25 protein-coding genes and 1 riboswitch are annotated in these 26,770 nt (G+C 44.7%); of the genes, 6 read left to right on the forward strand and 19 right to left on the reverse strand.

Features of this window, described 5'->3' with window-relative positions; translation table 11 throughout:
- Together PHX29_00005 and rsmG are read right to left on the reverse strand one after the other, a co-directional pair.
- The coding region (locus PHX29_00005; GenBank protein MDD5604300.1) for a pyridoxal 5'-phosphate synthase lyase subunit PdxS at positions 1 to 110 on the reverse strand (110 nt) is incomplete at its 3' end.
- A 91-nt stretch (positions 111 to 201) separates the two neighbouring features.
- Positions 202 to 918, reverse strand: coding sequence for a 16S rRNA (guanine(527)-N(7))-methyltransferase RsmG (gene rsmG, locus PHX29_00010; GenBank protein ID MDD5604301.1), 717 nt, complete (start codon positions 916 to 918; stop codon positions 202 to 204).
- Positions 919 to 992: 74 nt separating this feature from the next.
- A riboswitch (TPP riboswitch) is annotated at positions 993 to 1,090 on the forward strand.
- Between the two features lie 49 nt (positions 1,091 to 1,139).
- Here rsmG and thiC point away from each other — a divergent pair.
- Both thiC and PHX29_00020 read left to right on the forward strand, forming a co-directional pair.
- A complete protein-coding gene (gene thiC, locus PHX29_00015; GenBank protein MDD5604302.1) occupies positions 1,140 to 2,435 on the forward strand; it encodes a phosphomethylpyrimidine synthase ThiC in 1,296 nt (431 codons plus the stop codon).
- Between the two features lie 137 nt (positions 2,436 to 2,572).
- Positions 2,573 to 4,072, forward strand: coding sequence for a leucyl aminopeptidase (locus PHX29_00020; GenBank protein MDD5604303.1), 1,500 nt, complete (start codon positions 2,573 to 2,575; stop codon positions 4,070 to 4,072).
- A 38-nt stretch (positions 4,073 to 4,110) separates the two neighbouring features.
- On the opposite strand, the gene PHX29_00025 is transcribed toward PHX29_00020, so the two are convergent.
- Positions 4,111 to 4,383: a DUF167 domain-containing protein gene (locus PHX29_00025; protein ID MDD5604304.1), complete on the reverse strand. Its 273-nt coding sequence runs from the start codon at positions 4,381 to 4,383 to the stop codon at positions 4,111 to 4,113.
- Positions 4,355 to 4,603: a hypothetical protein gene (locus PHX29_00030; protein ID MDD5604305.1), complete on the reverse strand. Its 249-nt coding sequence runs from the start codon at positions 4,601 to 4,603 to the stop codon at positions 4,355 to 4,357. The genes PHX29_00025 and PHX29_00030 overlap by 29 nt, the downstream gene beginning before the upstream one ends.
- A gap of 96 nt (positions 4,604 to 4,699) precedes the next feature.
- Between PHX29_00030 and PHX29_00035 the strand changes: the two genes are divergently transcribed.
- Together PHX29_00035 and rph are read left to right on the forward strand one after the other, a co-directional pair.
- Positions 4,700 to 5,197, forward strand: a complete 498-nt coding sequence (locus PHX29_00035) for a CinA family protein (GenBank protein MDD5604306.1) — start codon at positions 4,700 to 4,702, stop codon at positions 5,195 to 5,197.
- Between the two features lie 316 nt (positions 5,198 to 5,513).
- Complete coding sequence (rph, locus tag PHX29_00040; GenBank protein MDD5604307.1) at positions 5,514 to 6,251, forward strand: ribonuclease PH; 738 nt, start codon at positions 5,514 to 5,516, stop codon at positions 6,249 to 6,251.
- On the opposite strand, the gene PHX29_00045 is transcribed toward rph, so the two are convergent.
- From PHX29_00045 to proB, 3 genes are all read right to left on the reverse strand, one after another.
- Positions 6,248 to 7,519, reverse strand: coding sequence for a glutamate-5-semialdehyde dehydrogenase (locus PHX29_00045; protein MDD5604308.1), 1,272 nt, complete (start codon positions 7,517 to 7,519; stop codon positions 6,248 to 6,250). The genes rph and PHX29_00045 overlap by 4 nt on opposite strands.
- Positions 7,520 to 7,738: 219 nt before the next feature.
- Positions 7,739 to 8,008, reverse strand: a complete 270-nt coding sequence (locus tag PHX29_00050) for a hypothetical protein (GenBank protein MDD5604309.1) — start codon at positions 8,006 to 8,008, stop codon at positions 7,739 to 7,741.
- Between the two features lie 12 nt (positions 8,009 to 8,020).
- Positions 8,021 to 9,151 carry a glutamate 5-kinase gene (gene proB / locus PHX29_00055; protein ID MDD5604310.1) on the reverse strand — a complete coding sequence of 377 codons (1,131 nt, stop codon included), beginning with the start codon at positions 9,149 to 9,151 and terminating at the stop codon, positions 8,021 to 8,023.
- A gap of 299 nt (positions 9,152 to 9,450) precedes the next feature.
- Between proB and mfd the strand changes: the two genes are divergently transcribed.
- Positions 9,451 to 12,900 carry a transcription-repair coupling factor gene (gene mfd / locus PHX29_00060; protein ID MDD5604311.1) on the forward strand — a complete coding sequence of 1,150 codons (3,450 nt, stop codon included), beginning with the start codon at positions 9,451 to 9,453 and terminating at the stop codon, positions 12,898 to 12,900.
- Here mfd and nusB read toward each other — a convergent pair.
- The 8 genes from nusB to PHX29_00100 all read right to left on the reverse strand — a co-directional run bounded on the left by nusB (position 12,868) and on the right by PHX29_00100 (position 21,726).
- A complete protein-coding gene (gene nusB, locus PHX29_00065; protein ID MDD5604312.1) occupies positions 12,868 to 13,302 on the reverse strand; it encodes a transcription antitermination factor NusB in 435 nt (144 codons plus the stop codon). The genes mfd and nusB overlap by 33 nt on opposite strands.
- Before the next feature lie 12 nt (positions 13,303 to 13,314).
- On the reverse strand, positions 13,315 to 13,518 hold the full coding sequence (rpmF, locus tag PHX29_00070; protein MDD5604313.1) for a 50S ribosomal protein L32: 204 nt from the start codon (positions 13,516 to 13,518) through the stop codon (positions 13,315 to 13,317).
- 14 nt (positions 13,519 to 13,532) lie between these two features.
- Positions 13,533 to 13,973 carry a DUF177 domain-containing protein gene (locus tag PHX29_00075; protein MDD5604314.1) on the reverse strand — a complete coding sequence of 147 codons (441 nt, stop codon included), beginning with the start codon at positions 13,971 to 13,973 and terminating at the stop codon, positions 13,533 to 13,535.
- Between the two features lie 58 nt (positions 13,974 to 14,031).
- A complete protein-coding gene (argS, locus tag PHX29_00080; GenBank protein ID MDD5604315.1) occupies positions 14,032 to 15,708 on the reverse strand; it encodes an arginine--tRNA ligase in 1,677 nt (558 codons plus the stop codon).
- Positions 15,709 to 15,784: 76 nt separating this feature from the next.
- Positions 15,785 to 18,223 (reverse strand): ATP-dependent DNA helicase RecG, encoded by a 2,439-nt coding sequence (recG, locus tag PHX29_00085; protein ID MDD5604316.1) that lies wholly within the window; start codon positions 18,221 to 18,223, stop codon positions 15,785 to 15,787.
- A 33-nt stretch (positions 18,224 to 18,256) separates the two neighbouring features.
- On the reverse strand, positions 18,257 to 19,201 hold the full coding sequence (locus tag PHX29_00090) for a DegV family protein (GenBank protein ID MDD5604317.1): 945 nt from the start codon (positions 19,199 to 19,201) through the stop codon (positions 18,257 to 18,259).
- A gap of 12 nt (positions 19,202 to 19,213) precedes the next feature.
- A complete protein-coding gene (locus PHX29_00095) occupies positions 19,214 to 20,062 on the reverse strand; it encodes a DegV family protein (protein ID MDD5604318.1) in 849 nt (282 codons plus the stop codon).
- A gap of 20 nt (positions 20,063 to 20,082) precedes the next feature.
- The gene (locus PHX29_00100) at positions 20,083 to 21,726 is read right to left on the reverse strand and encodes a DAK2 domain-containing protein (GenBank protein ID MDD5604319.1); all 1,644 of its coding nucleotides are present in this window, start codon (positions 21,724 to 21,726) and stop codon (positions 20,083 to 20,085) included.
- A gap of 113 nt (positions 21,727 to 21,839) precedes the next feature.
- On the opposite strand from PHX29_00100, the gene rpmB reads away from it, so the two are divergent.
- Entirely contained in the window at positions 21,840 to 22,028 is a 189-nt protein-coding gene (rpmB, locus tag PHX29_00105) for a 50S ribosomal protein L28 (protein ID MDD5604320.1), read from the forward strand.
- A 6-nt stretch (positions 22,029 to 22,034) separates the two neighbouring features.
- On the opposite strand, the gene argH is transcribed toward rpmB, so the two are convergent.
- The 4 genes from argH to PHX29_00125 form a co-directional block, all read right to left on the reverse strand.
- Positions 22,035 to 23,414: an argininosuccinate lyase gene (gene argH, locus PHX29_00110; protein ID MDD5604321.1), complete on the reverse strand. Its 1,380-nt coding sequence runs from the start codon at positions 23,412 to 23,414 to the stop codon at positions 22,035 to 22,037.
- Positions 23,414 to 24,616 carry an argininosuccinate synthase gene (locus tag PHX29_00115; GenBank protein MDD5604322.1) on the reverse strand — a complete coding sequence of 401 codons (1,203 nt, stop codon included), beginning with the start codon at positions 24,614 to 24,616 and terminating at the stop codon, positions 23,414 to 23,416. The genes argH and PHX29_00115 overlap by 1 nt, the downstream gene beginning before the upstream one ends.
- A 67-nt stretch (positions 24,617 to 24,683) precedes the next feature.
- Complete coding sequence (locus PHX29_00120; protein MDD5604323.1) at positions 24,684 to 25,577, reverse strand: hypothetical protein; 894 nt, start codon at positions 25,575 to 25,577, stop codon at positions 24,684 to 24,686.
- A 1-nt stretch (position 25,578) separates the two neighbouring features.
- Entirely contained in the window at positions 25,579 to 26,763 is a 1,185-nt protein-coding gene (locus PHX29_00125; GenBank protein MDD5604324.1) for an aspartate aminotransferase family protein, read from the reverse strand.
- Between the last annotated feature and the right edge of the window lie 7 nt (positions 26,764 to 26,770).

Genomic DNA, 26,770 nt, shown 5'->3' on the forward strand with positions numbered 1-26,770 from the left:
CCTGCTGCTTCCGCAATCTTGGCCTGTTCGGGATTGACCACATCCATGATGACTCCGCCCTTAAGGCTCTGGGCAAAGCCTGTTTTATCTTTCCATGTACCGGTATTCATATAATAGTTTTACCTCTCTCTATACTAATATTCTATAATTGCGAACATATACAATCAAGGTCGGATTACGCTAATAAACTTTAAGTAAGTATCAAAGCGGGTTTTTAAGCGGCATACCAGGCCTTCGTGGGTATTTTGAGGGAGTCAGCGCTACTTTTTCAATTACTACCAATAATCGGGAATCAGCAAGCTCCGGGAATGTTACAGGTACGATATCTTTCAAATTGGCACCGAGAATATTTAAAGCCCTGCGTGACGATTCAACCTCTTCTGAAATATCACCCTTCTTATATGCTATAAATAAACCGTTAACTTTGCAAAACGGAAGACATAATTCTGCCAGGGTTGGCAGTTTTGCTACTGCACGGGATAGCGCAAGATGGTAACGGTGACGGTAACGGGGATCATGGGATAGATCTTCAGCTCTACCGGCAACCGTAGTTACGTTTTTGAATCCAAGTTTTTGTGATACGTGTTCAACAAAACGCAGCTTTTTCTGGGTGGAATCCACCAGTGTCAAATTGATATTGGGAAGCGCAATTTTGAGGGGAATTCCGGGAAAACCGGCACCGGTACCGATATCAACCACCTCCGGGGTGCCCTCCAGTATTGCCGGATCAAGAGCTGGTATAACAGAAAGAGAATCCGCAAAATGATAAAGTTCAATAGCCTCTGAAGAAACAATTGCTGTGAGATTGAATAAACTGTTCCAGGATATTAGCTCATCTCGATACAATTTATACTGTTCAAGCTGACTTGTATTCAGAGTAATACCAAAATATTTTGAAGCTAAATACAATTTTTCCAATTATTGTCTCCAGCTAATTATAGCAAATGGTTATTGTTTTCTTTTAGTTTACAGGTACTATGTGATATATTTAAACTAACCGCTAGGGGAGCAATAAGGCTGAGAGCCCAATCGGGCAACCCTCGTACCTGATCTTGATAATACAAGCGTAGGGAAGTCGGTATCGAGCCAGGGAACTGGGTTTATTCTCATGCCCTGGTTTTGTTATTTAAAGGAGTGCTATGACACAGTTAGAAAAGGCAAGGGCAAACATTATTACAGAAGAGGTAAAAAAAGTCGCTGTACAAGAAAAACTTTCAGCGGATGTCATACGGCAAAAAGTCGCTGAAGGTATCGTAGTAATCCCCGCCAATCCCGGTCATAAAAACCTTGTTCCCAGGGGGATAGGCGCTGGTCTTTCCACCAAAGTAAACGCCAATATAGGCACATCTTCGGATATTACCGGTATTAATGTAGAGCTTGAAAAACTTGCCGTGGCTATTGAAGCCGGGGCAGATGCTGTAATGGACTTGAGTACCGGGGGTGATATATCAGCGATCAGGCAGAGGATTATTGGTAGCTGTCCTATCCCGTTGGGAACCGTTCCAGTCTACCAGGCAGCTATTAAAGCCATAAAAACACGGGGAGCTATTGTGAAAATGGCAGCAGATGATCTTTTTGATGCAATCGAGGAGCATGCTAAAGATGGCGTTGACTTTATAACAGTGCATTGTGGAGTTACCCGGCATGTATTGAACGTCCTGGATGACAATCCTCGAGTTGCCGGTATTGTAAGCCGGGGAGGTTCATTTCTCGCTGGCTGGATAAAGCATAATCAGCAGGAGAATCCGTTGTATGAGCAATATGACCGCCTGCTTGAGATTGCCCATCGGCATGATGTAACTCTCTCCCTTGGTGACGGAATGCGCCCCGGGTGCATAGCTGATGCAACTGACGCCGCTCAAATCGCCGAACTTATGGTTTTGGGAGAACTGGTGAAACGTGCCCGAGAGGCTGGAGTACAGGTTATGGTTGAAGGGCCAGGGCACCTGCCGCTTGATCATATTGAAGCCAATGTAAAACTTGAAAAGCAGTTGTGTTATCAAGCACCTTTTTATGTATTAGGTCCACTGGTGACCGATATTGCTGCTGGCTACGATCACATAACCGGAGCTATTGGAGGTGCTATTGCAGCATCTGCCGGTGCTGATTTTCTTTGCTATGTAACACCCTCTGAACACCTTGCACTGCCTGAAGTAGAAGATGTGAAAAATGGCGTGATAGCCTCTCGTATTGCTGGACATGCTGCCGATATAGTTAAAGGCATTAGCGGAGCCAAAGAAAAAGACCTGGCAATGTCACGAGCGCGCAAGCAGCTTGACTGGGACACCCAACAAGAATATGCACTTGACCCAATTCTCTTCGAGAGAGTCAGAAAAAGGACTAAAACCAGTGGAAAAGCTTGCACAATGTGTGGAGATTTTTGCGCTATGAAGATTGCCAGCGAATACGTTGACGATGATAAACAATGTATGTAAACATTCATATTATCAAATGACCTGGAGTTCATTCATATTACAGAAGTTCAGGTACATATGCAAAAGTTCAGATACATATTGGACTTCACTGTCCGCGATGTTAAAATGGTAACTAAATAATATTTCAAGGAGTCAGTATGCTGTATAACGTTATTGCAGAACGCGCAACAAATATAAAAACCAATGCACTGGTTGTGTTTTATTGTCAGGCACAAACAGGCCTTCCTGCTTCGATCACTCAAATTGATCAAAAGCTGAGTGGAACCATTAAAAGATTGATTGATGTTGGAGAAATCAAGGGTAAAGTTGGAGAAGTTACCATAATTCACAGTGGGGCGATGATCACTCCCCAAAGAGTGGTTGTGTGCGGATTGGGTAAAAAAGATGCACTTAAACCTGATGTGTTGCGGCAAGCAGCTGGCAGTGCCTGTAAAGCTTTAACAAAAAAAGGCGTAAAAGAAATTTCCTTTTTAGTTCCTGATACAGAACTGATCGCGCTTGATGTTGAATTAATTGCACAATTGCTTGCTGAAGGAGCAGCGCTGGGCGCATGGACCTTTAAGAAGTATTTTACTTCTTCCAATAATGGTAACGGAATAGATGAAGTTAAAATCGTAATACAAAATGAAGACGAAACAAAAGTAAAAACAGGGATAAGAACCGGGAGCATTATAGCCGAAGCAGCCAATTTGGCACGGAATATGGCAAATGAACCAGCAAATTACATGAAGCCAGAGGATATGGCTAAAATAGCCAGGGAGGTGGCTGAAGAGAATAAGCTGGTGTTAGAAATTCTTGATAAGGAAAAAATGGAAGAATTGGGCATGAGGGCGGCTCTGGCTGTTGCCCAGGGTTCTAGCAACCCACCCAAATTTATCATAATGAAATACCGTGGATCGGGGAAAAAGGAAATTGACCTGGCACTGGTTGGAAAAGCGGTCACTTTTGACTCAGGAGGGATTTCAATCAAACCCAGCGAAAAGATGGAAGCCATGAAAATGGATATGTCTGGCGGAGCTGCGGTAATCGCCGCCATGAAGGCGATTGCAGAGCTAAAGCTAGCGTTGAATGTAGTTGCTCTGGTGGCTGCGGTGGAAAACCTTCCCAGTGGTACGGCGCAGCGCCCCGGTGATGTAGTCAAAGCCATGTCCGGCAAAACTATAGAAGTAATTTCCACCGACGCTGAAGGCCGGATGACTTTGGCGGATGTGCTCACATATGCTGGAAAAATTGGAGCAAAGCGCATTGTGGATGTTGCTACATTGACTGGCGCTTGTGTTGTTGCACTGGGTGAAGTTGCTACCGGTGTGTTTACAAACAATCAAGAACTGGTTGATATGGTGAAAGCAGCTGGAGAAGAAGCGGGGGAATACATGTGGCAGATGCCGATGTATGATGAATACAAGGAACAATACAAAAGTGATGTTGCAGATATTAAAAATGTTGGCGGGAGAGATGGCGGAGCTATCACTGCAGCTTTATTTTTAAGCGAATTTGTTGATAAAACCCCCTGGGTTCATATGGATGTTGCCGGGACGGCCATGATAGGCAAGGATCGTAAATACTGGTCAAAGGGAGGTACAGGGGTACCAGCCCGAACGTTAATTAACCTTGCACTTGCTCTTGCAGGAAAATAAAAATATAAAGCCTCGGTTTCTTGACCGGGGCTTTATATTTAACCAATGCCCATCCTGGAAGAGATCTCTTCCGGATTACTGCCAATAATTTCAACTGTCTTGTTTCTGGCAGTATGACCGCGAACAATGTTTATATTTGATTTAGGGATATCCAGCAGGCGGCTAAGATAACTAATTAGTTCTATATTTGCTTTACCTTCTACTGGCGGTGCCTTGATTTTTACACCAATGATACCGCCCTGAATGCCGATGATTTCGTTTGCCCTGGCATTGGGAACTATCTTAAGGTTGAGACGGCAGCTCTCTGTCATCACGACCAAACCTATTTTCGCTAGATTGATAAACGCCAAAAGCAATTCCGGATAGAATTAAAATTACCGAAATTGCCCACCAGAATATAGCTGTTTCCAGCGCCGGGGAGTAGACAGGATCCACAGCTATAAAAGCCGGAAAAATATCCAAGACTGTTAAAATACCGGTAACTGAAGTTGCCAAACCCAGCAAGTTAAATAGTAGACATAATATTGCCATTTCAGCCTCCAACAAAAGAAACTTTGTTTCTGTGTCCAGCCTTGGCGATATTAACACAAACAATACTGGTTAGTCTATAATTAACGAGGGACTGATATGAATGAGCCAGAAAGTAAAATTGCCCGATTACTAACTGAAAAAGGCCTTACTTTAGCAGTGGTAGAGTCTGCTACCGGGGGACTGATAAGCCATCGTATTACCAATGTTAGTGGATCATCTGCATACTATAAAGGTTCGATTATCGCTTATTCGAACGAAATTAAGTTAAAAATGGCAGGTGTAAAAGTGGAAACGCTGGTGAGTTTTGGAGCAGTAAGCTATCAGGTTGCGACGCAAATGGCAGAGGGTGGTCGTCGCGCTCTGAAGGCCGATATTTGTTTAGCAGATACTGGCATTGCTGGTCCGGGAAGTGGCAGCATCGAAAAGCCGGTTGGCTTGGTGTATGTTGCCATTGCAGATAAACAAAACTCCGCAAGCCGGAAATATGTATTTACCGGTTCACGGGAAGAAAATAAGGCGTCATTCGCCGATGCTGCACTCGCTTGGCTACTGGAATATCTGGAAGGTTCCGGACTTCAGTCAACTTTTTCGTAATGTCTGCAGTTCGTGTCATCCTCGATGAGCACGTCTCATTATTTGCGCCATCCTCGAGGAGGGCGTATGCCCGACGAAGGATCTTCCATGAAATAGTGCCCGTGGCAACATAGGAGTGTTTGCGTATAGACGAGCACAATTCGTGTTAGGCCCTTCACTCCATTCAAGGGTGACAGGACGGAGATGTTCAAACAACTGTGTTTGTATGTGCTCAGGGTGATACAAATATTCCTTATCTTTGCCTTCAGTCCGCCAGCTTCTAATCTAATGGTTGTAAATGTTATACTCTTAACATATATAAACAGAAAGGTATCTCATGAAACGCATCGATGGAAGACAATGGAACGAATTACGTCCTGTAAAAATTACCCCGGACTTTCAGCACTTTGCTGAAGGCTCTGTTTTAATTGAAATCGGAAATACCATGGTGGCTTGCACTGCAACGGTTGAAGAGAAGGTTCCTCAATTTTTAAGAGGGACCGGTAGCGGCTGGATTACTGCTGAATACTCAATGCTTCCAAGATCAACGGTGGTACGCACGCCCAGGGACGGATTTTTTGGTAAAGTATCCGGTCGGAACCAGGAAATACAACGGCTCATCGGAAGATCGCTGAGAGCAGTAACCGAACTGGCGCAACTTGGCGAGCGTACGATCACAATAGACTGTGATGTCATACAAGCCGACGGGGGCACAAGAACGGCCTCTATCACTGGTGCATACATTGCACTTTATCAAGCGATTTATAATATGTCCCGCATGGGATTGGTTAACAACATGTTCTTAAAAGAGGCAGTTGCTGCAACCAGTGTTGGAATTTCCAAGGGGAGATTGCTATTAGACTTGAATTACGACGAGGATTCCAGTGCAGAAGTGGACTTCAATGTTGTGATGACTTCAACCGGAGAATTTGTGGAAATACAGGGCACAGCGGAAACTAAGCCTTTTAACCGTGGGCAGATGGATGAAATGCTGGACCTGGCACAAAAAGGCATCAAAGAGCTTCTTCAGCTTCAGCAGCAGGTAATCAGGGATCTGGGTATCAGCCTGGCTTAAGGCCGGATATGCCCGTGACCGAAGATAATCCACTTGTAAGAAGTAATTTCCTTTAGTCCGAGCGGACCTCTTGCATGCATTTTTTGGGTTGAAATACCCAGTTCTGCTCCCAGGCCGAATTGGCTGCCGTCGGTAAAGCGGGTACTGGCATTGGCATAAACGCAAGCAGCATCTACTTCATCTAAGAAGCGCATAACGGCAGAGTAGTCTTCGCTTACTATAGCTTCAGAGTGTCCGGAGCCGTAGTACGCAATGTGCCTTAATGCCTCATCCAGGTTATCAACTATTTTTATTGCGATCACGAGTGATAAAAATTCCTTGCCCCAGTCTTCGTTCGAGGCTTGCTGGCATTTATAACCGGCATCTTTGATGATGCCTAAGGCCCGTCCATCACAGCGCATTTCAACTTCGGCTTTCGTTAATGCAGCGGCAAGCCTGGGGAGGTAATCAAGCGCAATATCCTGGTGGACGATGACGGTATCGAGAGCGTTACAGACGGTTGGCCGTTGAGTTTTGGCGTTAAAGACAATGTTAACGGCATCATCGATTTTCGCTGCTGCATCAACATATGTGTGACAGACTCCGACCCCGCCGGCAACAACCGGTATGGTTGAATTTTCACGTACCAGATTGATCAAACCAGCACCACCACGCGGAATTACCATATCGATTAAATGGTTCATTTTGAGCAGATAGGTAACCAGTTCGCGATCTGTATTATTAATAAATTCTACCGTGCCTTCAGGGAGGCCGGCTTTAGTGCATGCGTTAGCAACGAGGTTAGCTAGTACTTTGTTGGTGTTAAAGGCTTCTTTGCCGCCACGTAAAACGAGAGCGTTTCCGCTTTTAATGCAAAGGCTGGAAATATCAATGGTAACGTTAGGGCGGCTTTCATATATACTGGCGATCACGCCCAGCGGTACCCGTTTTTTACCTATCAGCATGCCATTTGGCAGAGTTCGCATTTCTATCATTTCTCCCACTGGATCGGGGAGAGACATAACTTTTAATACATCTTCTGCCATTGCATTAATGCGTAACGAATCAAGCATAAGCCGATCCAACATGGCAGGATTCATGCCAGATTGCTGAGCTTCAATATAATCATCCTGGTTGGCTTTAAGGATGGTGTCAGTCTCAGTTATCAGACTATTGGCAATATAACGAAGGGCTAAGTTTTTTGTTTCGGTTGAAGCATATGCCAAGCTTCTGGAAGCGGCGCGGGCGCGTTCTGCTCGAGTGCTGGCTTCTTCCATATAGTTGGACATAATATACCTCCAATTATCGAAGCCATGAAAACTGCTAACTGTGCTTGCATGCTGGCATTCGATTTCTTATATATTAACACCTTGCCAAGGTTCAAATAAAGATTTACAGGCTCGCAAGCAATAGATTATGTTCCAATGCAGCGGTCTACCAACTTGCTTCTTCCGTTGAAGTGGTAGTGGAGAATGTATTGCCAAGAGCAAAAACCTCGTGCTAGTCTTTTATTCCCTTAGGTCTCCGTTACCGTTAAATTGATAACAGTAAAGCGGGCTTAAACCTTGCACTGCTCGGTTGACTTTCTTTCTCAGGAAGCAGCGTCCTTTGCGCCCATCTTCCAATAATATCAAGTAACTATCCCCGTCTTTAATCCGTTTGAAATCATTGAGAGTAAGTTCTCCCCACCAGTGATCTTTTCGATCCACGATGAGGCGATAATTAACATCCACAATCAGATTCCCGTCGTTAGCGTTGTAAAGGTGTCCGGTTGGCATTGTATCTCCTTTTTACAAAATTGCAAGGTTGTTACGATGAATGGCTTCAGTGCCGTAATCGTAACCTAATGTGTCTTTAATCTTGGTAGAATGCAAACCCCTGATGAGTTTTATCTCTTCGCTGCCATAATTAGTCAGCCCACATCCAAAGCGCTTATCTTCGGAATCATATAGATCAACTGCGTCCCCGCGTTCAAATCTGCCTCTTACCTTAATGATGCCGGCTGGTAACAGGCTACGTTTTTGCTGTATAAGCGCTTGCTTTGCGCCATCATCAATAACAAGGCTTCCTCGAATGCACAAACCTGAAAGAAGCCATCGCTGCCGGCTTTCCTTATGGAGTGTAGCGGGAAGAAATTTGGTACCAATGCTTTCCCCACTGGCAATGCGTGTTATAACATTGGGCTCTCTGCCGCTGGCAATAGTTACTGTAATCCCAGATTCACTTGCTACTCTGGCGGCTTCCAGCTTGGTGATCATACCGCCGGTAGCTGCTTTATTATGGCTTGCGGATGCCAGCGTACGAATATTATCGTCAACCTTTTCAACAATTGGAATCAGTTCGGCGGTGTCGGGATATTTTTGTGGATCCTTGCTGTATAGTCCGTTAACGTCAGATAATATGAGTAGCAAATCTGCGTCAATAAGGTTGGCAACCATGGCTGCCAGTTTGTCATTTTCGCCAAATTTCTCTTCTCGGACTTCGTCAATGGCTACAACATCGTTTTCGTTAACGATGCAAATTATCCCCAAATCCTGCAAAGCCAAAAGAGTATTTCTGGCATTAAGATAGCCGGACCTGTCTGCAAGGTCGTGCTTGGTAAGCAATGCTTGTGCGATTGTGATGCTGTGTTCGCTAAATAATTTATCGTAAATATTCATTAATCGGCTCTGGCCGACCGAAGCGTATATTTGGCGTTCGGCAACACCAGCAAATCCGCTGACTTTACCGGTTTTTTCTTTTCCGGCAGCGCAAGCCCCAGAACTTACAAGAGTAATGACGTGGCCTTGTTTGTGAAGAGATGCGATCTGGTTCACCAAATGGGATATTGCCGCAACATCCAATCGGGGAGAAGAGCTGGTGAGCAGACTGGTCCCAACTTTAACTACAATACGTTGTTTTGTATGATTCAATTTTGACATAAGAAAAATTAAAAACAGATACGGGTTTATTATAGCAACCTGAACTGCTTATGGCCAAGCTTTGTTTAAGCTGAAACCCTGGTATTTATAAAAACAAAAATGCAATATTGTTTATGGTATAAAGAGATATCATTACAATCATGTAATTACCAGTAATACAAAGCATACGGGTCCCCAGCGATATTATCGCTGGGGATTGTTTGTTGAGGTAGATTTCTACGTGTTAATATTATTGATCACCGAGGCCAGGTTAACAACTGGCCCAATGGTGTTTGGGGAAATATATTGCAGTAATTATTATGATTGTAGATTTTTACAACAATCTCGGTTTAGAACAGATAGCTGAAACGCTAAAAAAACGGGAACAAATTCAGGCGGTTATTATGGAAGCAGCGCGCCCTTGTGTGATCGCTGCTTTATCTGTCAAGAATAATAATCCTTTAGCTGTAGTAGCTCCTAATCCACAGAGGGCAATACGTTTAAAGGAAGAGATTGACTTTTGGCTTGGCAGAGAAGCCTGCATAGTTTTGCCGGAAAATGAATCCCTGTTATACCAGCGTTTGCCAGAAAACAGACTAAACGCACAGGAACGGATTGAGGCGCTTGGGAAGATTATTTCCATTAGGTCCAATGATGCACAGCCGGTAATAATCTTGACTGCAAAAACGTTAGCCGCCAAGACTGTAGAACATGGCAAATTTGTAGATTGCTGGATAAACATAAAAACAGGGCAGCAGATTGATCCGATCATAATCATCCAACACCTGCAAAAAATTGGTTACAATATCGAAAGTATGGTAAACGTTCCAGGGACAATAAGCCGCAGGGGAGGAATTATTGATGTATTTCCGGTTGGAAAAGACAAACCCGTACGCATTGATTTCTTTGGTGATGAAGTAGATGAAATCAGGGAATTCGATCCTCTTTCACAACGTTCTACCAGAACCATTGATGATGTTAGTATTGGGCCGGGTAGTGAAACTAGCGCCGCTCTGTTTACTTACGATAAGGAAATAAAGAATCGGTTAGATGCACTACAACTCACAAATTTAGATGAAGAGCATCGCGCAGATACATTTGCCGATATTAACAAGCTAGTAAGTGGAGAGTACTTTCCCCATATATCATATTACGGACCCCTGTTATATTCTGAGTCAATTCTTAATTACCTGCCAGCAAACACTATTCTCATATTTGACGATATTGATTCCATACAATGGACAATATCCAACATTGGCGCTGAAGATTATAAAACCAGGCAAACCTATGTTGAGAATGGATTATTACCCGGCGGCATGCCATCTTCCTATTTTAACTGGCAGGAAATTGAATCACAGGTTAACATAATGCCTTCTTTATTCATATATAGCTGGGAGCCGGAAGCGATTGGAGGGATAATCAGATCAGGTTTTAATCCGGTGGAAAAATACGGTGGCAGTTATGATCGGTTCAAGACGGAAATTGTTAAATTGGCAAAAGAGGGAAAAAGAGTCCTGGTGGTATCCCATCAAGCAGACCGTATCAGAGATATTCTGAACGAAGGAGAAATCATCTCTTCGCTTGCAGATGACAACTCAGGGCATTTATTACCAGGCCAGATATTGTTGGTTAAAGGCATTGTAGACGGTGGATGGAACTTGAATGGAGAAATATTTCTCTACAGCGATTCTGAAATACTCGGCTTTACACGTCAAAACCGCCAGGTCATTAAAAAACCGGGCAAACATACAATCAGCATCGATCGCATAAAACCGGGAGATTTTGTAGTGCATGTAGATCACGGCATTGCTCGTTTTGGTGGTATTACCAACATGCAAAGCGAAGGGATTATGCGAGAATTCCTCGTACTGGAGTATGATGGGCAAGATCATTTATATGTACCTGTTGACCAGATAGACCGGGTAAGCAGATATATTGGATCGGGAGATACGCCTCCTCCTCTCAACCGATTGGGCACCGGGCATTGGCAAAACAGCCGGGAAAAAGCCACTGAAGCTGCAAAGGAAATAGCCGCGGAATTGCTTTCACTTTATTCCCAGCGTGAAATAATAAAAGGATTCAGTTATTCAGAGGATAGTGTCTGGCAGAGGGAACTGGAAGACTCCTTCCCTTATGTTGAAACCCCTGATCAGCTAACTGCGCTTGAACAGATAAAAACCGATATGTCCCGGACAAGGCCTATGGATCGACTGCTGCTTGGGGATGTCGGTTATGGAAAAACTGAAGTAGCTATTCGCGCTGCTTTTAAAGCCGTGCAAGATAATAGGCAAGTGGCGGTGTTGGTACCGACCACTCTTCTTGCTCAGCAGCATTACATAACGTTTTCACAGCGCTTGGCTGCTTATCCGGTTACCATAGAATCTTTAAGCCGGTTCAAAACATCTGGTGAGCAAACGAACATAATCTCCCGGCTTAAAGAGGGCGGTATCGATATTATTATTGGAACGCATCGGTTGCTTCAAAAAGACGTAAAGTTTAAAAACCTTGGATTGATAATAATAGACGAAGAGCAGCGCTTTGGTGTACAACACAAGGAATATCTTAAGAAAAAACGAACTGAAGTTGATGTGTTGGCAATGAGTGCAACCCCCATTCCGAGAACGCTTTATATGTCAATGACCGGCGTACGGGATATAAGTACGATCGAAACACCTCCAGAAGAACGTCTGCCTGTTCATACTATGGTCGTCAGGTATAACCCTCAGTTGATCCGAGAAGCAATCATGAGAGAGGTTGAAAGAAACGGCCAGGTGTTTTTCGTTCATAACAGAGTACAGAGCATTGGAGAAATCAATAGAAAACTAAAAGAGATTGTTCCCGAAGCGCGCTTTTCCCTGGCGCATGGACAGATGGATGAAGATGAACTTGCACAGGTCATGCTAGATTTTACATCAGGGAAAACTGATGTTTTGATATGTACCACCATAATCGAATCCGGGCTTGATGTGCCCAATGCCAACACGCTTATTGTGAATCGGGCGGATAAATTTGGACTTATTCAGCTACATCAATTGCGTGGGCGTGTAGGTCGAGGCACTGCTGCCGGATATGCATATTTTGTTTATGATGATGAAGAAAAACTCACCGAAGATGGGCGCCGGCGGTTGCGCACAATTTACGAACTGGCTCAACTCGGATCCGGGTTCGATATTGCTATGAAAGATCTGGAAATACGAGGTGCGGGCACTTTATTAGGTACGCACCAGAGCGGGCACATTGCGGCGGTTGGTTTTAATATGTATACAGAACTTCTCAAACAAGCTGTAGAGGAAGAAAAGGCACGTCGGGCTGGGATTGCAAACAAAAAAGAAAAAAAGCTTCCTAGCCCGAAGATTAATCTTCCTTTGGTAATGTTGATTCCAGATTATTATGTACCTGATAACGGCGAGAGGTTAAATTTTTATCGGCGTATCTCAGGGATTGATAATTTGAAAGACCTTGAAGATTACACTTCCGAGTTGGTGGATCGGTTTGGAGCATTACCCGAAGAATCAGCTAATCTTATTTACGGGGTAAGATTAAAAATTTTAGCGATGGGCTGTGGGATTGGTCACATTAATATTGAAGGAAACAATCTGGTGATATCACCTTATGATGGCCTTCGTATTAATACTAAAGATAGTCTGATACACGGGAAAGAAGGAGTACGCGTCAGCCCATATCGTATCCAGTTGGATATAATAAAACTGGGATCTAAATGGAGAGGGGAGTTGGAATCACTCCTGAGGCAGAGAATTTCCCTTTTTTGAGATTGCCTCATAAACAGAGCTTAAAACACCATTTATAAACTTGGGAGAACTATCCCCGCCGAAAGATTTTGCCAGTTCAACCGCTTCATTGATGGTAACCTTTATCGGCGTGTTTTTTAAATATAGCAGTTCGTAAATCGACAGCCGCAATATATTACGGTCTACCACGGGTAACTGGGTAAGTGGCCAGGCTGGTGCAAAACGAGTTATATAGCCATCCAGTTGTTCTCGGTTATTGGTGATACCAGCAACAATTTCCCTGACAAAATCTTCGTTGTCTTTAGATAAGCCCGCGCCGTCAAGAACGCTATTAGCGACCAGATCTCCCGTGTGCCCAGCCAGATCGATCTCATAAAGCGCTTGCAATGTCAAACTTCTTGCCTTGCGGCGCGAGCCAACCATGCCTGTTTACTGCTACTCAGTTTTGGACTTCGGCTGTTTGATTTCGATTACCTCTCGGCCTTTGTATGTGCCGCATACCGGGCAGGCGTTGTGCGGTAGTCTCATGGTGTGGCACTCTGGGCATTCCACCAGGGTTGGCATTTCTGCCGTTTTAATGTGACTGCGGCGCTCGTTTTTCCGTGCTTTAGAAGTTTTTCTTTTTGGTAAGGCTCCCATTTATCTCTCCAATCTTAAAATATAATACCAGGGCAATCTTCCCGACATAAAGGTTTCATCGGCTTAGCCAGTATAGCATACTGACGAGCTGCATCAGTAATGTCTAAATAATGGTTCTCATCTATAGTAAAGCTATCTTTGTCTTCAGGTGCATCATTGTACTCGTCTCGGTAAATATCAAGTAACGGGAAATATTCTTCTTCAAAATCAAATTCGAGTTTTCTTTGGAAAATCCCCAGGCACCGCGCGCATTCAAGGTTAACTTCAGTGGAAAGATGAGCCCGGACGAGAATTCCGTTGGAAGTTCGTAGCAACTTAACCGTTCCTGTGATACGGCTCGGTTGCGATTCATCCAGGATAACTGCGTTATCATCTACATGATAATCGCGTACTGCACCCACGCCTTCTTTAAGAAGTTGGGCAACATGGAATTGCATTACAAGGGGTTCGTTCACAATAAAGACTTACTTTAAAATTACATTATATAATTACAGGTAAAATAGCTGCAAATAACTACATTGCATCAGGGACGGACATTCCCATCAAGCGCAGTGTAGAGGCAAATACTGATTTGGCGGCTATTACCAATTTGAGCCGCGCACGTGACAGCTCCGGTTGATCTTTTTGTACAACTCGACATTGCTTGTAAAAGCTGTGGAAAAGAGTAGCCAAATCCAGTGCATAGTAAGCCAGGTGATGGGGTTCCAGTGTTTTAGCTACCAAGCCGATCACTTCAGGGAGTTCCACGAGTTTTCGTATCAAGGCAAGCTCAGAAGGATCATTCAACAGGGTAGTATCTCCGTCGACATGAGATATAGCTTCATCATGTGCCAGGCGGAGAATGCTGGCGATACGAGCATGAGCATATTGGATATAGTAAACAGGGTTTTCGGCGGACTCGCGCAACGCCAATTCCAAATCAAAATCCATCTGAGAATCGGCTGAACGGGAAAGAAAGAAATAACGGCAAGCATCAGCGCCAACTTCCTCTACCACTTCCTTGAGTGTGATTAGTTCGCCACTGCGTTTGGATATTCGCACTAACTCGCCGCCTCGCTTGAGGGTAACCATCTGGGAAATAATTACGTCTAATCGTTCAGGGTCAATATTCATAGCGCTTAATACGCTTTTCATCCGTGATACGTGTCCCTGGTGGTCTGCTCCCCATATATCAATGACACGGTCAAAACCGCGTATGATAAACTTGTTGTAATGATAGGCAATATCAGCAGCGAAATAAGTGGGGGAGCCATCGCTTCTTATTACAACATTGTCTTTGCTATCTCCGAGGCTGGTGGAAACAAACCAGGTGGCAAACTCCTTGTTGGCAAGATAGCCACCTTCCTGCAATATGCTCATGGCTTTCTGGAAATAGCCTTCATTGTATAAAGAGCGCTCAGAAAACCATTCGTCAAAATCAACTTTTAAAATCGAGAGTTCGGTTTTTATTTCGGCAATCATTTTATTCAGGCCCATCTCACCCAGCTCATGAATTGCATCATTTGATGGCATATCGAGGTATTTTCTGCCAACTTCAGCGATTAACTCCTGGGCGATGGTTACCATATAGGCGCCAAAATAACCTTCTTGGGGCACTTCGGCTTCAATGCCGAATTCTTGCTGGTAACGAGCGAATAGTGAGCGTTTGAAAGCATCGATCTGGCTTCCAGCGTCATTAATATAATATTCACGGCTGACAGCGTAACCACACGCACCAAGCACATTGGCGAGAGTAGAGCCAAGTACGGCACCCCGTCCGTGACCAACATGCAAGGGGCCAGTTGGGTTCACACTCACATACTCAACTTGAATTTTCTCGCCTTTTCCGACGTCAATCCGAGTACAACTATCAGGTTGGGAGAGTATCATGTCCACTTGGGAAGAGAGCCATGCCGAAGAGATGGTGAAATTTATAAAACCGGGCAGAGCCACTTCTACTCTGGAGATTTCTGGCATATGAGAAAGATTACGGGTGATTTCATAGGCAATATCAGCGGGTTTTTTGGCCATAGCGCGAGTGCATTTGAGGGGAAGACTGGTTGCGATATCTCCGTGCTCGCAGCGCTGAGGGTGTTCGAGGATAACAGCAGGAACTGGTACCTGTGGTAAAGTTCCTTCAGCCTGTGCCTTCTTGATGGCATTTTCGATTTCAAGAGTCAATTTTTGTTTAAGTGTGAGTATATTAGTCATATCAATCAGAAGAGTAGATTATAACACAGCAAGAAAACCTTTGCGATTTCCTCCGTGTATCGATTAAGAGAAGGTGTTAGCTAATACTGGTTCCCTTATTTTGCCATACTCGTTTGAGTTCTTCAGAAAGTAGCGCATGCCCCGATTTTTCCAGGCTCGGGTCAGAAGAAAAAAGGCTGATTGCTTCTCGTCGTGCTAATTCGAGTAAGGGAACATCGCTGAGGCGCGCCATTTTAAGATCAGGGATACCAGATTGGCGCGTGCCGAAGAATTCTCCCGGACCACGCAATTCAAGGTCCTTTTCTGCCAATTTGAAACCATCATGAAGTTCTTCGATGGCTTTCAAGCGTTCAGCGCCAATTTCAGTTGTATTTTCGGCAAGTAACATACAATAACTCTGGTACGCGCCTCGTCCTACACGACCGCGAAACTGATGAAGCTGGGAAAGCCCAAAACGGTTGGCGCTTTGTATTAAAATAACCGTAGCGTTTGGAACGTCGATGCCCACCTCCACTACTGGTGTTGCAACCAGAACTTCGAGTGTTCCGGAATGAAATTCTTTCATGACTTTTTCTTTTTCCGCTGCTTTCATGCGGCCATGTAACAAACCGATGCGCAGATTTGGGAATATTTCTCGGCTTAGCCGCTCATATTCCTGGGTGGCTGCTTTTGCTTGCAAGGAATCCGATTCTTCTACTAGAGGGCATATAATAAAAACCTGCCGTCCTTCAGAAACCTGTTTGCGTATGAAATTATATGCTTTATAGGTCTCTTCGGGCTTTAGCCACCGGGTTTTGATTATCTGTCTTCCCGGAGGCAGTTCGTCAATTACAGAAAGATCCAAATCACCATACAGCGTAAGGGCAAGTGTTCTGGGGATAGGAGTTGCCGTCATCACCAGAACATGGGGATTATCGCCCTTTTTTCTTAAAGCCTGCCGTTGTAACACTCCAAACCGATGCTGCTCATCGATTACCAAAAAGCCAAGATCTTTAAAGGTCACCTCTTCCTGTATGATGGCGTGGGTGCCAATAATAATATTAACGCTACCATTGGCTATATTTTCTTTAATCTCTCGTTTAGCGGCTGGTTTAATATCACTGGTGAGCAATGTTACCGCAGCGTTTATACCAGGTTCAATTTCAAAAATGTTTGAGTTTCCATTATTCAGCGCAGGTCCAAAGACTGATTCGAGCAGATTAGTAACTGCTTTAAAGTGTTGTTGGGCAAGAATCTCGGTAGGCGCCATTAAAGACGCTTGTCTGCCGGTAGCTACCGTCGCAAGCAGGGCGACTAAAGCAACAATAGTTTTACCGCTGCCAACTTCACCCTGGAGTAGGCGAGACATCGGTATATCCAGCGCCAAATCTCCAAGTATCTCGTTAATTACCCTTTTTTGCGCCGCAGTTAATTCATAAGGAAGACCATTAACAAAGGTGGACAATAAGCGCTGATTTGCTTTAATTGGGCTGGTTTTGTTTACCTGCCACTGTTTCTTTTTTTTCAGTACACCGAGCTGGAGCAAGAACAGCTCATCAAAAGCGAGTCTGATGCGTGCCCGGTCTTTAAGCTCAATAGAATCTGGAAAATGCGCCTGGTTAATTGCCTGGTATACGGGCAGCAGATTATTGCGATTGATAATGTTAGCTGGAAGATATTCTTTAACAAAACCGGAGAACTGATCGACTGTGCTCTTAATGGTTTTTCTAAGAGCTCGCTGATGGAGGCCTTTTGTAAGTGGATACACTGGTACCAATCTGCCTGCGTGAATCAGTTCTTCGGTAGAATCCAGAAATTCCCAGTCTGGAGATTCATATACTGGCCGTCCGTTAAAAAAGCGCACGCGACCACTGAGCACAATTTGGCTTGAACCAGTTAGCTGACGCACAAGATATGGATTATTAAACCAGACAGCGCGGATATTGCCGGTACTATCACCTAGAATTGCTTCAGTGCTGGGACGACCGCCGATATTGACTTTTCTAACCTCCCAGATGTTGGCAATAATTGTCTCTTCTTGACCTTCAGTTAGCTGGGATATAGTTTTCAGACGACTGTAATCCAGATGGCGAAAGGGGAATAAAAAGAGCATATCCCGGATGGTTTTTACACCAAGTCGTGCGAGTTTTTCAGCGTAAACTGTGCTGATGCCTTTTAAAATGGTAACTGGTGATTCAAGGCTGGCCGAAATTGGCTGGTTATCTTTAATAGTCTTAGCAGGAGTATTGGTGCGTTTTGGCCGGGGAGTACTGGCAGCTTCTGTTGATTTAGGAGTAATGATTTTTCCAAGCTGCCCTATCCATGTTTTCCTTTCTTCCGGACTCATGGAGGAATATCTGACTTTGCGAGAAACAATCCGTTTTAAAAGCGATGTTTCCGTTGGTGTCGGAGGCTTAATCAGGTTATGCTGCGTCCAATTATCCAGAAAACGGTCGATACCACCGATTACGGCTGTATCGAGGTAACCTTTCTGGGCTTCGAGCCGGAATATTTTTTGTAGAGTTTCCAGGTCCACCGTCAAGAATCCCTCTCCCTGGTGCGGAAGCTTTTATTGCGACACAAAACGTAATTTAGGTAATTTAATCTCAGGCAAAGATGGTAAAGTAAAAAGCCTTTTTTCTGCCAGCTCGCTGATCGTGCGTTGTGAAATTTCTTCCGCTTTTTTACGTACAGCAACCACCAAAGTCCCCGGGCCGCCATGAACACCAAGCGCTGGGCCCAGTTTCGAGATAGAAATAGGACGAGGCAGGCTGATATTACCGAGGCGGTATTTCATTGATTGAGCTTCATCAGGGGAGGTGGAATGTACTATTGCCATATCTTGTATGTTTGTAATAGAGTTCGCAAGTTCTATCAAACGATCGATTGCTCGATTACGGGTACGGGCTACCCCGATCGGGAAAATTTCTCCATCTCGCATGGTTAGCAGCGGTTTAATATTCAGCATGCTTCCCACAAGAGCTTTTGCTTTTCCAATTCTTCCCCCACGATGGAGGTATTTAAGAGTATCGAATGTTGCCCATATGTGAGTGTTATTTATAGCCGCTTTAATTTCATTGACTATTTTTTCGATTGTATTGCCGGCTCTGGCCATTTGTGCCGCGAGAACAGTAAGCATGCCCATTCCCATAGAAGTTAGTTGGGAGTCTACAACATGAACACGGCTACCTTCTTCAAGCATGTTTTTAGCAGATAAAGCAGAAGCATAAATACCGCTTAATCGACCGGTTACCTGGATCGAAATTATATGATCCACTTCTTTCAGAAGAGAGCGATAAACTTCTGCGAAATCGGCTGGAGGTGGTTGGGAAGTGGTAACGGTTTCTTGCATGTCTACCATACGCCGATATAGTTCATCTTGGGATATATCGATCCCATCCCGGTAGGTTTTTCCATTAAGAAGGACATACGCCGGTACAACTTCTATTCCATACTCACGAATGAGTTCTTCCGGCAAATCTGCAGTAGAATCGGTAACCACTTTAATTGACATGTTAATTCTCCTTTAGGTGGTCTTTTCCCCTTCGAGAATAAACACTCCGACTACGTTTGGCCCCATATAAGTGCCGAGTACCGGGCTCATGGTGGAGCGGATAATTTTATCCTTGGGAAAGATTTCTGCAAGACGTTCCACCAGTGTATTGGCATCATCGGGAGTTGTTGCATGTTCAACCGCTATGGCCTCTATATTGCCAGAGTATTGGGCGGCGAAATTATAAAGATGGTCAAGACCAGCTTTCTTGGAACGTACGCGTGCAGCCGGGGATACTTCTCCATCGTCCAGGGTTACGATTGGCTTGATGGAAAGAAGGGAACCTACCAGCCCCTGTGCCTTGCCAACGCGCCCACCTTTGGCTAGATACTTTAGAGTCTCAAAATAAACATACGGATGGCAACGATTTATATTGGTTCGGACGGAAGAAGCAACTTCTTCCAGCTTGGCGCCTGTTTTGGCTTTCTGGGCAGCGTTGATAGCCAATAACCCGAGTCCCATAGCGGTACTGCGGGAATCGATGACTTCAATTTTTACTCCCTTTTTCTTTACCATGCTTGTGGCACTGACTGCGGATTGATAAGTGCCGCTTAATTTGCCTGATATCACAATAACAACTATTTCGCTAGTTTCTTCGGCCAGCTGGTTATAGACTTCGGCAAAAACACCCGGTGAAGGCTGGGTGGTGGTTGGAAAGACATCTTCAACCAGGCGTTCATAAAACTCATCGGTAGACATTTCTACCCTGTCGAGAAATGACTGTTTGCCAAAGAAAACAGTAAGCGGCACAACAGTTATCCCGAGCGATAGTGCAAGATCGCGGGTAATATCCGAAGTCGAGTCTGTGACTATCTTGACCATTGAAAATCCTCCCAACCTAATTATTCTAGAGACAGAATGTAGTTGTAGTGGCGTTGACCGCCCTTTATTATTTCTGCTTGTAAATGAGGGTACTTTCCGGTTATAGAAGCCGACACAGATTCGGCACCGGCTCCATCTTCGCTTTCGCCATAATATACGGTTACTACTTCGGCTGCTGAGATGTCAATCTGTTCAAAGGCCTGGTTGAGGCTGTTTTGAAGACTGTCATCAGCTGATATAATCTGACCGTCAAGTATAGATATATACTGTTTTTTCTGAATGTCAAGACCGTTAACCTGAGTGGAGCGAACTGCCTGGGTTATTTCAATTGTCGCAACAGAGTTTATGGCTTCACTCATTAATTTATGATTGGTATCAAAGTCTGCATCATAGTCAAAAGCCAACAGGGCAGCAATACCCTGGGGCATGGTTTTACTGGGAACGACGTGTATGTTTTTTTCGGTAAGTTTTTTTACTTGCTCAGCAGCTAATATTATGTTTTTGTTATTGGGCAGGATGATGATATTTTCGGCTGCGCATTTTTCTACCGCCTGGAATATATCCTTGGTGGAAGGGTTCATAGTTTGGCCGCCAGGTACAATAAAACTCACCCCCAGGCTGGAGAACACTTCGGCAAACCCGTCACCAGCTACAACAGCGACCATCGAGATGCCACCAGCAGGAGCTTTTTCTTTTTGCATTTCAATAAAGTCTTCATGTTGTTCGTCCATATTTTGTATATGAACATTATCAAGTGTGCCTAACGTGGTGAGATATCCAATCACCCAGCCCGGATCTAGGGTATGAACATGAATTCTTATTGTCTTATCGTCCCCGACGACAACAAGAGACTCACCGCGTTTTTTTAATTTTGTGGTAATTTTTTCCACATCCAGAGACTGTCCCTTTAGCAGCAAGTTAGTACAATAGCCAAAAGGTACTTCATCATCGCAAATAGATTCTGGAGTGGTGATGCTGTGGGGTGTCAGTGGTACTTTAGATGGAATAATTTGAGGTTTGCGGAACTGCATGGCATCAGCTTCCCCTTTGAGGTATCTGAGTGCTCCATCCAGTATGATACATAACCCCTGGCCGCCAGCATCCACTACCCCTGCTTCTCTTAGCACCTTGAGCAGAGCGGGTGTATTGGCTACAGATTCACTGGCAGCAGTAACAGCTTCTTCCATAATGGAAACAATGTCGCTAGTTCCATTAAGAGACTTGGCTTTGGCAGCTTTTGCGACATCTTTAATTACGGTCAGAATAGTTCCTTCAACCGGATTGCTAATGCCTTTGTAGGCGGTGATAGAAGCTTGTTCAAATGCTTTGGCTATACAGCGGCCATCACAGGTTTCTACTTCTTCAAGGCTGCGAGATAACCCGGCTATTATCTGGGAAAGGATAACGCCACTGTTGCCGCGGGCTCCCATAAGCGCACCGCGGGACATTGTTTTTGCCACTTCGGCAACTGTTGCAGCACTTGGATCTTTGACTTCATCAAGTGCCGAGTGCATGGTAAGGAGCATGTTAGTACCGGTATCTCCATCAGGAACAGGGAAAACATTTAAAGCGTTTACATCGGCAACACTTTTTTCCAGCCATTCGGTTGCGACCAAAAACATTTCGTGAAAGTCCTTACCGCTTAAGGTTCTTGTAAATTGCATATTAATATTAGTCCTTGCTAAGACTTAAAGCCTTGTGATAAAGTATTAGGGTTGCCACGTTGCGGGCATTCTACAACAATTCATCATATCCGTCAAAGGAGTTAACTGAGCACATGAAATGTGAATTCTGTGGTAAAAGTGTACAATTTGGGCATAATGTATCCCACTCAAAAAGGCGCACCAATCGCAAGTGGTCTGCAAATATCCATTCTTCAAAGATTGCAATAGATGGCAAGATTTTGCGTTTGAAGCTTTGTACCCGCTGTCGTCGCACCCAGCGCCGAGTAGCTGCAAACGGATAAAAACGTTTAATCGCTATCATATCCTATTGAAGCCCGGGCTTGTTGTAATGCCCGGGTTACTTGTTGTTTGGACGTGCCTCCCGGTATGTTCCTGGATTCAATAGAAGACTCCAGCGTTATCAATAATACGTCTTTATCGAAAGCTGTCGAAAACTTCTGATATTCATTTAGTGCAAGCTGGTCCAGCGGTTTATTAAGGCTGTCTGCATAATTAACCAGCCTACCGGTAATATTATGCGCCTGGCGGAAACTGAGCCCCTTATTTACCAGGTAATCAGCCACATCGGTTGCCAGGATATAACCGGTGGCAGCAGCATTTTTCATATTCTCTGCTTTCACTTCGAGAGTGGCTACCATACCACTGAATAACTCAAGGCTCAGCAAGACAGTATCAAAGGTATCGAAAATGCCTTCCTTATCCTCCTGGAGATCTCTGTTATAGCTTAATGGCAGGGATTTCATTACAGTGAGCATGGCAACTAGATTTCCGTATACCCGGCCGGTTTTACCGCGGGCTAGCTCGGCGACATCGGGATTTTTCTTTTGGGGCATAATGCTGGAACCGGTGGAATACTCATCGTCCAGTTCTATAAAACTGTATTCGCTGGTGCTCCAGAGGATTATTTCCTCAGCCAATCGCGAAAGGTGCATCATGATGAGAGCACATACAGCATGCAATTCAATTAAATAGTCTCTGTCAGATACAGCATCTATGGAATTGGCACTGATACGGCTAAATCCCAACTCAGAGGCTACAAAATGCCGGTCAATCTTAAAGCCGGTACCGGCAAGAGCTCCGCTGCCAAGAGGTAGAACATCTACTCTTTTCAAGCAATCAATGGCGCGCTGTTTGTCCCGCTCAAGCATTTCGAAGTAGGCCAGCAAATGATGCGGAAAAAGTACCGGTTGCGCATGCTGGAGATGAGTACACCCCGGCATTATTACATCCATATGAGTTTCTGCTTTATCCAGAAGAGAGGTTTGAAAGCTGGTAATAGCCGGTATCAAAGCATTTATGCAATCTTTGGCAAAGAGGCGCATATCAAGTGCTATCTGGTCATTGCGGGAGCGGCCGGTATGCAGTTTGCCGGCTACATCTCCCTTGATTTCAAACAAGCGAGATTCAACCGCCATGTGAATATCTTCGAGTTCCGGCTTGAAAACAAATGTACCGCCTTCCAGTTCCTGCTTGATAGCAATGAGTCCATCTTCAATCTGGCTGGCTTCATCCGGGGTGATTATTCCCTGTTTTGCCAGCATGCGGGCGTGAGCAATTGAACCACGGATATCCTGTGGATATAGGCGGTAATCAAATGGCAATGAAGTAGTGTATTCGATTACTTTTTTACCAGCCGGCTTGGAAAAACGGCTGCGTATATGGCTCATTAGCAGTTACCCTTTTTTTGGCATTGTGCCTGGGTTTTTAGCGGAAGACCCCAGATGTGGATAAAGCCAGGCGCTGCATTCTGATCAAAAAGATCACCTTTATCGTAGGTGGCCAGTGACAGATTGTAAAGAGAATAAGGTGATTTTCGGCCGACCACTATAGCATTTCCCTTAAAAAGTTTTACACGTACGGTGCCGGTTACATAGCGCTGTGTGCTTTCAACATAAGCTGCCAGGTCTTCGCGGTGATTAGAAAACCAGAGACCGTTGTATATAAGATCAGCATATTCCTGGGAAACTTTTTGTTTGAAGTTGCCCTGCTGCTTGGAAAGCACCAGGGCTTCTAAGGCGCGGTGGGCTTTAAGCAGCGTAACTGCAGCAGGTGCTTCGTAGATCTCGCGGGATTTAATACCAACCAGCCGGTTTTCGACCATATCGATACGGCCAATGCCATGTTTTCCAGCAATCTCATTGAGTTTTTGTATCAACTCAAGCCCTTCCATTCTGGTGTCATTGAGTGCAACCGGGGTACCTTCTTCAAAAGTAATTTCGATGTATTCCGCCTTATCCGGAGCGCGGTCAATCGATACCGTCATATCGTAGGCGTCTTCTGGTGGTTCATTCCACGGATTTTCCAGAACACCGCATTCAACCGAGCGCCCCCAAACAGCCGCATCAACCGAATATGGGCTTTTAACGGTAACCGGAACCGGAATACCGTGTTTCTTGGCATAGGCAATGGTATCTTCCCGAGTCATGCCCCATTCACGAGCTGGAGCTACTGTTTTTATCTCAGGCGCCAGAGCAGAAACGCTAACTTCGAAACGTACCTGGTCATTTCCTTTGCCGGTGCAGCCATGCGCAATTGCAGTAGCACCTTCTTGCCTGGCTATTTCCACCATGAGTTTGGCCATTAGCGGGCGTGAAAGAGCAGTAGCAAGCGGGTATTCACCTTCGTAAAAGGCATTTGCTTTTAGAGCGGGGAAGATAAAGTCGTTTACATAACTAAGCTTCGCATCGATTACCACTGCCTTGATTGCTCCTGCATTGAGTGCCTTTTGTTTAACCAGGGTAAAGTCTTTTTCATTACCAACATCAATGGTTACGGCGATAATGTCCGTTCCATATTTCTCTTTAAGCCATTTAATAGCGGCAGAAGTATCTAAACCGCCCGAGTACGCCAAGACTAATTTATCGTTCATTCATAGCCTCCGTTGCTAAAGTTTATCTATTATATAACAAAAGCCAAAGTGTATTATTTGGCGAGTTTTATATCAAATTGCGAGAGAGGAAAGCAATGAGTTCCTGCCTGAATTCTGTATATTCCCAGGTATAATAATGACCAGGTGCTCCGATATAAAAAAGGATATCACCAGGATTTTCCTGGTAAATTCCCAACATGGCTTCCAGGTTTGACCGTAAAATTGTGAACACATCACCATGGCTAAAGGAATCCGCAATTCTTCCGTTATGGCGCATTACCAGGGAGCGTTCGTGTTTAAGGCTCTTTTGTACAACCGTTGGACCAGTTTGGATAGCAAAAACGCGGGGATTATCTTTGAGCCGCCGAAAAGTTTCTTCAACTATAGTTGCGCCGTTACTTTCTCCGGTAAGAAGCACCTTAAGGTTTGGCAAGTTACGGGTAAGGAATGATACCCTGTTTGCCAATTCGGCAGCTTTGGCTGGAAATGCTCCCCAAAAGGCAATTGCTTCGCTAATAGCTCCTTCAAATGAAGAGCGTGTACGTTCGTAATCAACTACCAATATGTTTTCGCCGGAGTCTTTAAGGAAGTTTTCGATTCCTTCCATTACAGTAAGCCAACCTTTGGCATCTGTAACAGAATCCCAGCCGAAACCGCCGGTGTTAAAGATGACAACTGTATCAATATCAGTACATAGTTGGTAGATGCCAATAAGCTGATAAAAATAATCATCAGCGTTGGTTGTGCCTTCTCCGTAAAAGCTGATCGCCTGTTGTCTGGCATCTTCAACAACAGCAGCATCTACTCCGTTGATAGAATCAGCAAGGATATAGAATTTGCCATTATCTTTTTGAAACAGGCGGTAGGGTTCAATGGTATGAGGCGCCGCCAGTACTATTACGAGGCTTGCCAGTACTAAGCTTGCTACGATGATATTAAATTTTCGGATGTAGCCGGGCACATTAAAAACCTTTTATTGATTTTTCCAGAAGACCAAGACCTTTTTCGACTTCTTCCTGTGTAATGATAAGAGACGGCATAATTCTGATTGCGTTGGGCTTCAGGCGGTTGATAAGCAAGCCATTATTCAGACATTTTAATACAAGTTCATCAGCTATGTCTTTTTCAAACTGGAGTGCCTGGAGCAAACCCATGCCACGATGGCTGGAAACAATATCGTAGTGCTGTACCAGGCTATCTAGCCCCTGGCAAAATAATCTACCCATGTCTGCAGCATGTGCCGGCAAATTGTTTTCAATTATATAAGAAACGGTGGCATACGCAGCTGCACAGGTAACTGGATTGCCCCCAAATGTAGACCCGTGTTCACCAGCGCCAAATACCGAAGCACGTTCTCTGGCGGCAATTGCACCCACTGGCAAACCACTACCCATCCCTTTTGCCAGTGTGATAATATCCGGCTCAATTCCAAAATGCATGTAGGCAAAAAGCTCACCGGTTCGCCCAATTCCAGTTTGAACCTCATCCAGGATTAAGAGAATATTTTTTTCGTCACACCATTTTCGGATAGCACGAATATATTCATAATCAGCAATATTTACCCCGCCTTCGCCCTGTACAGGCTCAAGCATTACCGCGCAGGTTTTTTTACTGGTGGCAGCCTTAAGCGCTTCAATATTATTAAACTCGACATTCACAAAACCAGCCGGAAGTGGAACATAAGGCGCTTGGTGGCGAGTCTGGCCACTGGCAGAGACCATGGCAAGAGTTCTGCCGTGGAACGAGCCTAAGGCGGTAATAACCTCGTAAGCTCCATTTAGATAACGGTGCCCGTAACGCCGCGCCAGCTTGACTGCCCCCTCGTTTGCTTCAGTGCCGCTATTGCAGCAAAAGACTTTATCCATACAGCTGTTCTCAACCAGTAACCTGGCCAGATTAAGTTGAGGAATAGTGTAGTAACTGTTGGAAGTGTGAATCAGCTGAGCTGCCTGTTTGCACACAGCATCAACCACAACCGGATGGCAATGGCCGAGCGAGTTAACTGCCCAGCCGGCAACAAAATCAAGGTATTCTTTTCCATTTTCATCCCAGACCTGGTTGCCTTGCCCTCGTACCAGCGTTATCGGTAGACGCTTGAATGTTGGCATATAGTAATTTTTTTCTTCATCAAACCATGTGCTGCTCATAAAAATC

It is taken from the genome of Dehalococcoidales bacterium (assembly GCA_028717385.1).
Taxonomy (GTDB): Bacteria; Chloroflexota; Dehalococcoidia; order Dehalococcoidales; family CSSed11-197; genus CSSed11-197.

What these genes read in the sequence shown, in the direction of transcription:
- rpmF (MDD5604313.1), bottom strand. Translation starts at nt 13,518, where the DNA reads ATGGGAGCCTTACCAAAAAGAAAAACTTCTAAAGCACGGAAAAACGAG.
- PHX29_00125 (MDD5604324.1), bottom strand. Translation starts at nt 26,763, where the DNA reads ATGAGCAGCACATGGTTTGATGAAGAAAAAAATTACTATATGCCAACA.
- PHX29_00115 (MDD5604322.1), bottom strand. Translation starts at nt 24,616, where the DNA reads ATGAACGATAAATTAGTCTTGGCGTACTCGGGCGGTTTAGATACTTCT.
- PHX29_00100 (MDD5604319.1), bottom strand. Translation starts at nt 21,726, where the DNA reads ATGCAATTTACAAGAACCTTAAGCGGTAAGGACTTTCACGAAATGTTT.
- rpmB (MDD5604320.1), top strand. Translation starts at nt 21,840, where the DNA reads ATGAAATGTGAATTCTGTGGTAAAAGTGTACAATTTGGGCATAATGTA.
- rph (MDD5604307.1), top strand. Translation starts at nt 5,514, where the DNA reads ATGAAACGCATCGATGGAAGACAATGGAACGAATTACGTCCTGTAAAA.
- nusB (MDD5604312.1), bottom strand. Translation starts at nt 13,302, where the DNA reads ATGGTTGGCTCGCGCCGCAAGGCAAGAAGTTTGACATTGCAAGCGCTT.
- PHX29_00025 (MDD5604304.1), bottom strand. Translation starts at nt 4,383, where the DNA reads ATGACAGAGAGCTGCCGTCTCAACCTTAAGATAGTTCCCAATGCCAGG.
- PHX29_00090 (MDD5604317.1), bottom strand. Translation starts at nt 19,201, where the DNA reads ATGTCAATTAAAGTGGTTACCGATTCTACTGCAGATTTGCCGGAAGAA.
- PHX29_00095 (MDD5604318.1), bottom strand. Translation starts at nt 20,062, where the DNA reads ATGGTCAAGATAGTCACAGACTCGACTTCGGATATTACCCGCGATCTT.
- proB (MDD5604310.1), bottom strand. Translation starts at nt 9,151, where the DNA reads ATGTCAAAATTGAATCATACAAAACAACGTATTGTAGTTAAAGTTGGG.
- mfd (MDD5604311.1), top strand. Translation starts at nt 9,451, where the DNA reads ATGATTGTAGATTTTTACAACAATCTCGGTTTAGAACAGATAGCTGAA.
- PHX29_00050 (MDD5604309.1), bottom strand. Translation starts at nt 8,008, where the DNA reads ATGCCAACCGGACACCTTTACAACGCTAACGACGGGAATCTGATTGTG.
- argS (MDD5604315.1), bottom strand. Translation starts at nt 15,708, where the DNA reads ATGACTAATATACTCACACTTAAACAAAAATTGACTCTTGAAATCGAA.
- PHX29_00030 (MDD5604305.1), bottom strand. Translation starts at nt 4,603, where the DNA reads ATGGCAATATTATGTCTACTATTTAACTTGCTGGGTTTGGCAACTTCA.
- PHX29_00020 (MDD5604303.1), top strand. Translation starts at nt 2,573, where the DNA reads ATGCTGTATAACGTTATTGCAGAACGCGCAACAAATATAAAAACCAAT.
- thiC (MDD5604302.1), top strand. Translation starts at nt 1,140, where the DNA reads ATGACACAGTTAGAAAAGGCAAGGGCAAACATTATTACAGAAGAGGTA.
- argH (MDD5604321.1), bottom strand. Translation starts at nt 23,414, where the DNA reads ATGAGCCATATACGCAGCCGTTTTTCCAAGCCGGCTGGTAAAAAAGTA.
- PHX29_00045 (MDD5604308.1), bottom strand. Translation starts at nt 7,519, where the DNA reads ATGTCCAACTATATGGAAGAAGCCAGCACTCGAGCAGAACGCGCCCGC.
- PHX29_00035 (MDD5604306.1), top strand. Translation starts at nt 4,700, where the DNA reads ATGAATGAGCCAGAAAGTAAAATTGCCCGATTACTAACTGAAAAAGGC.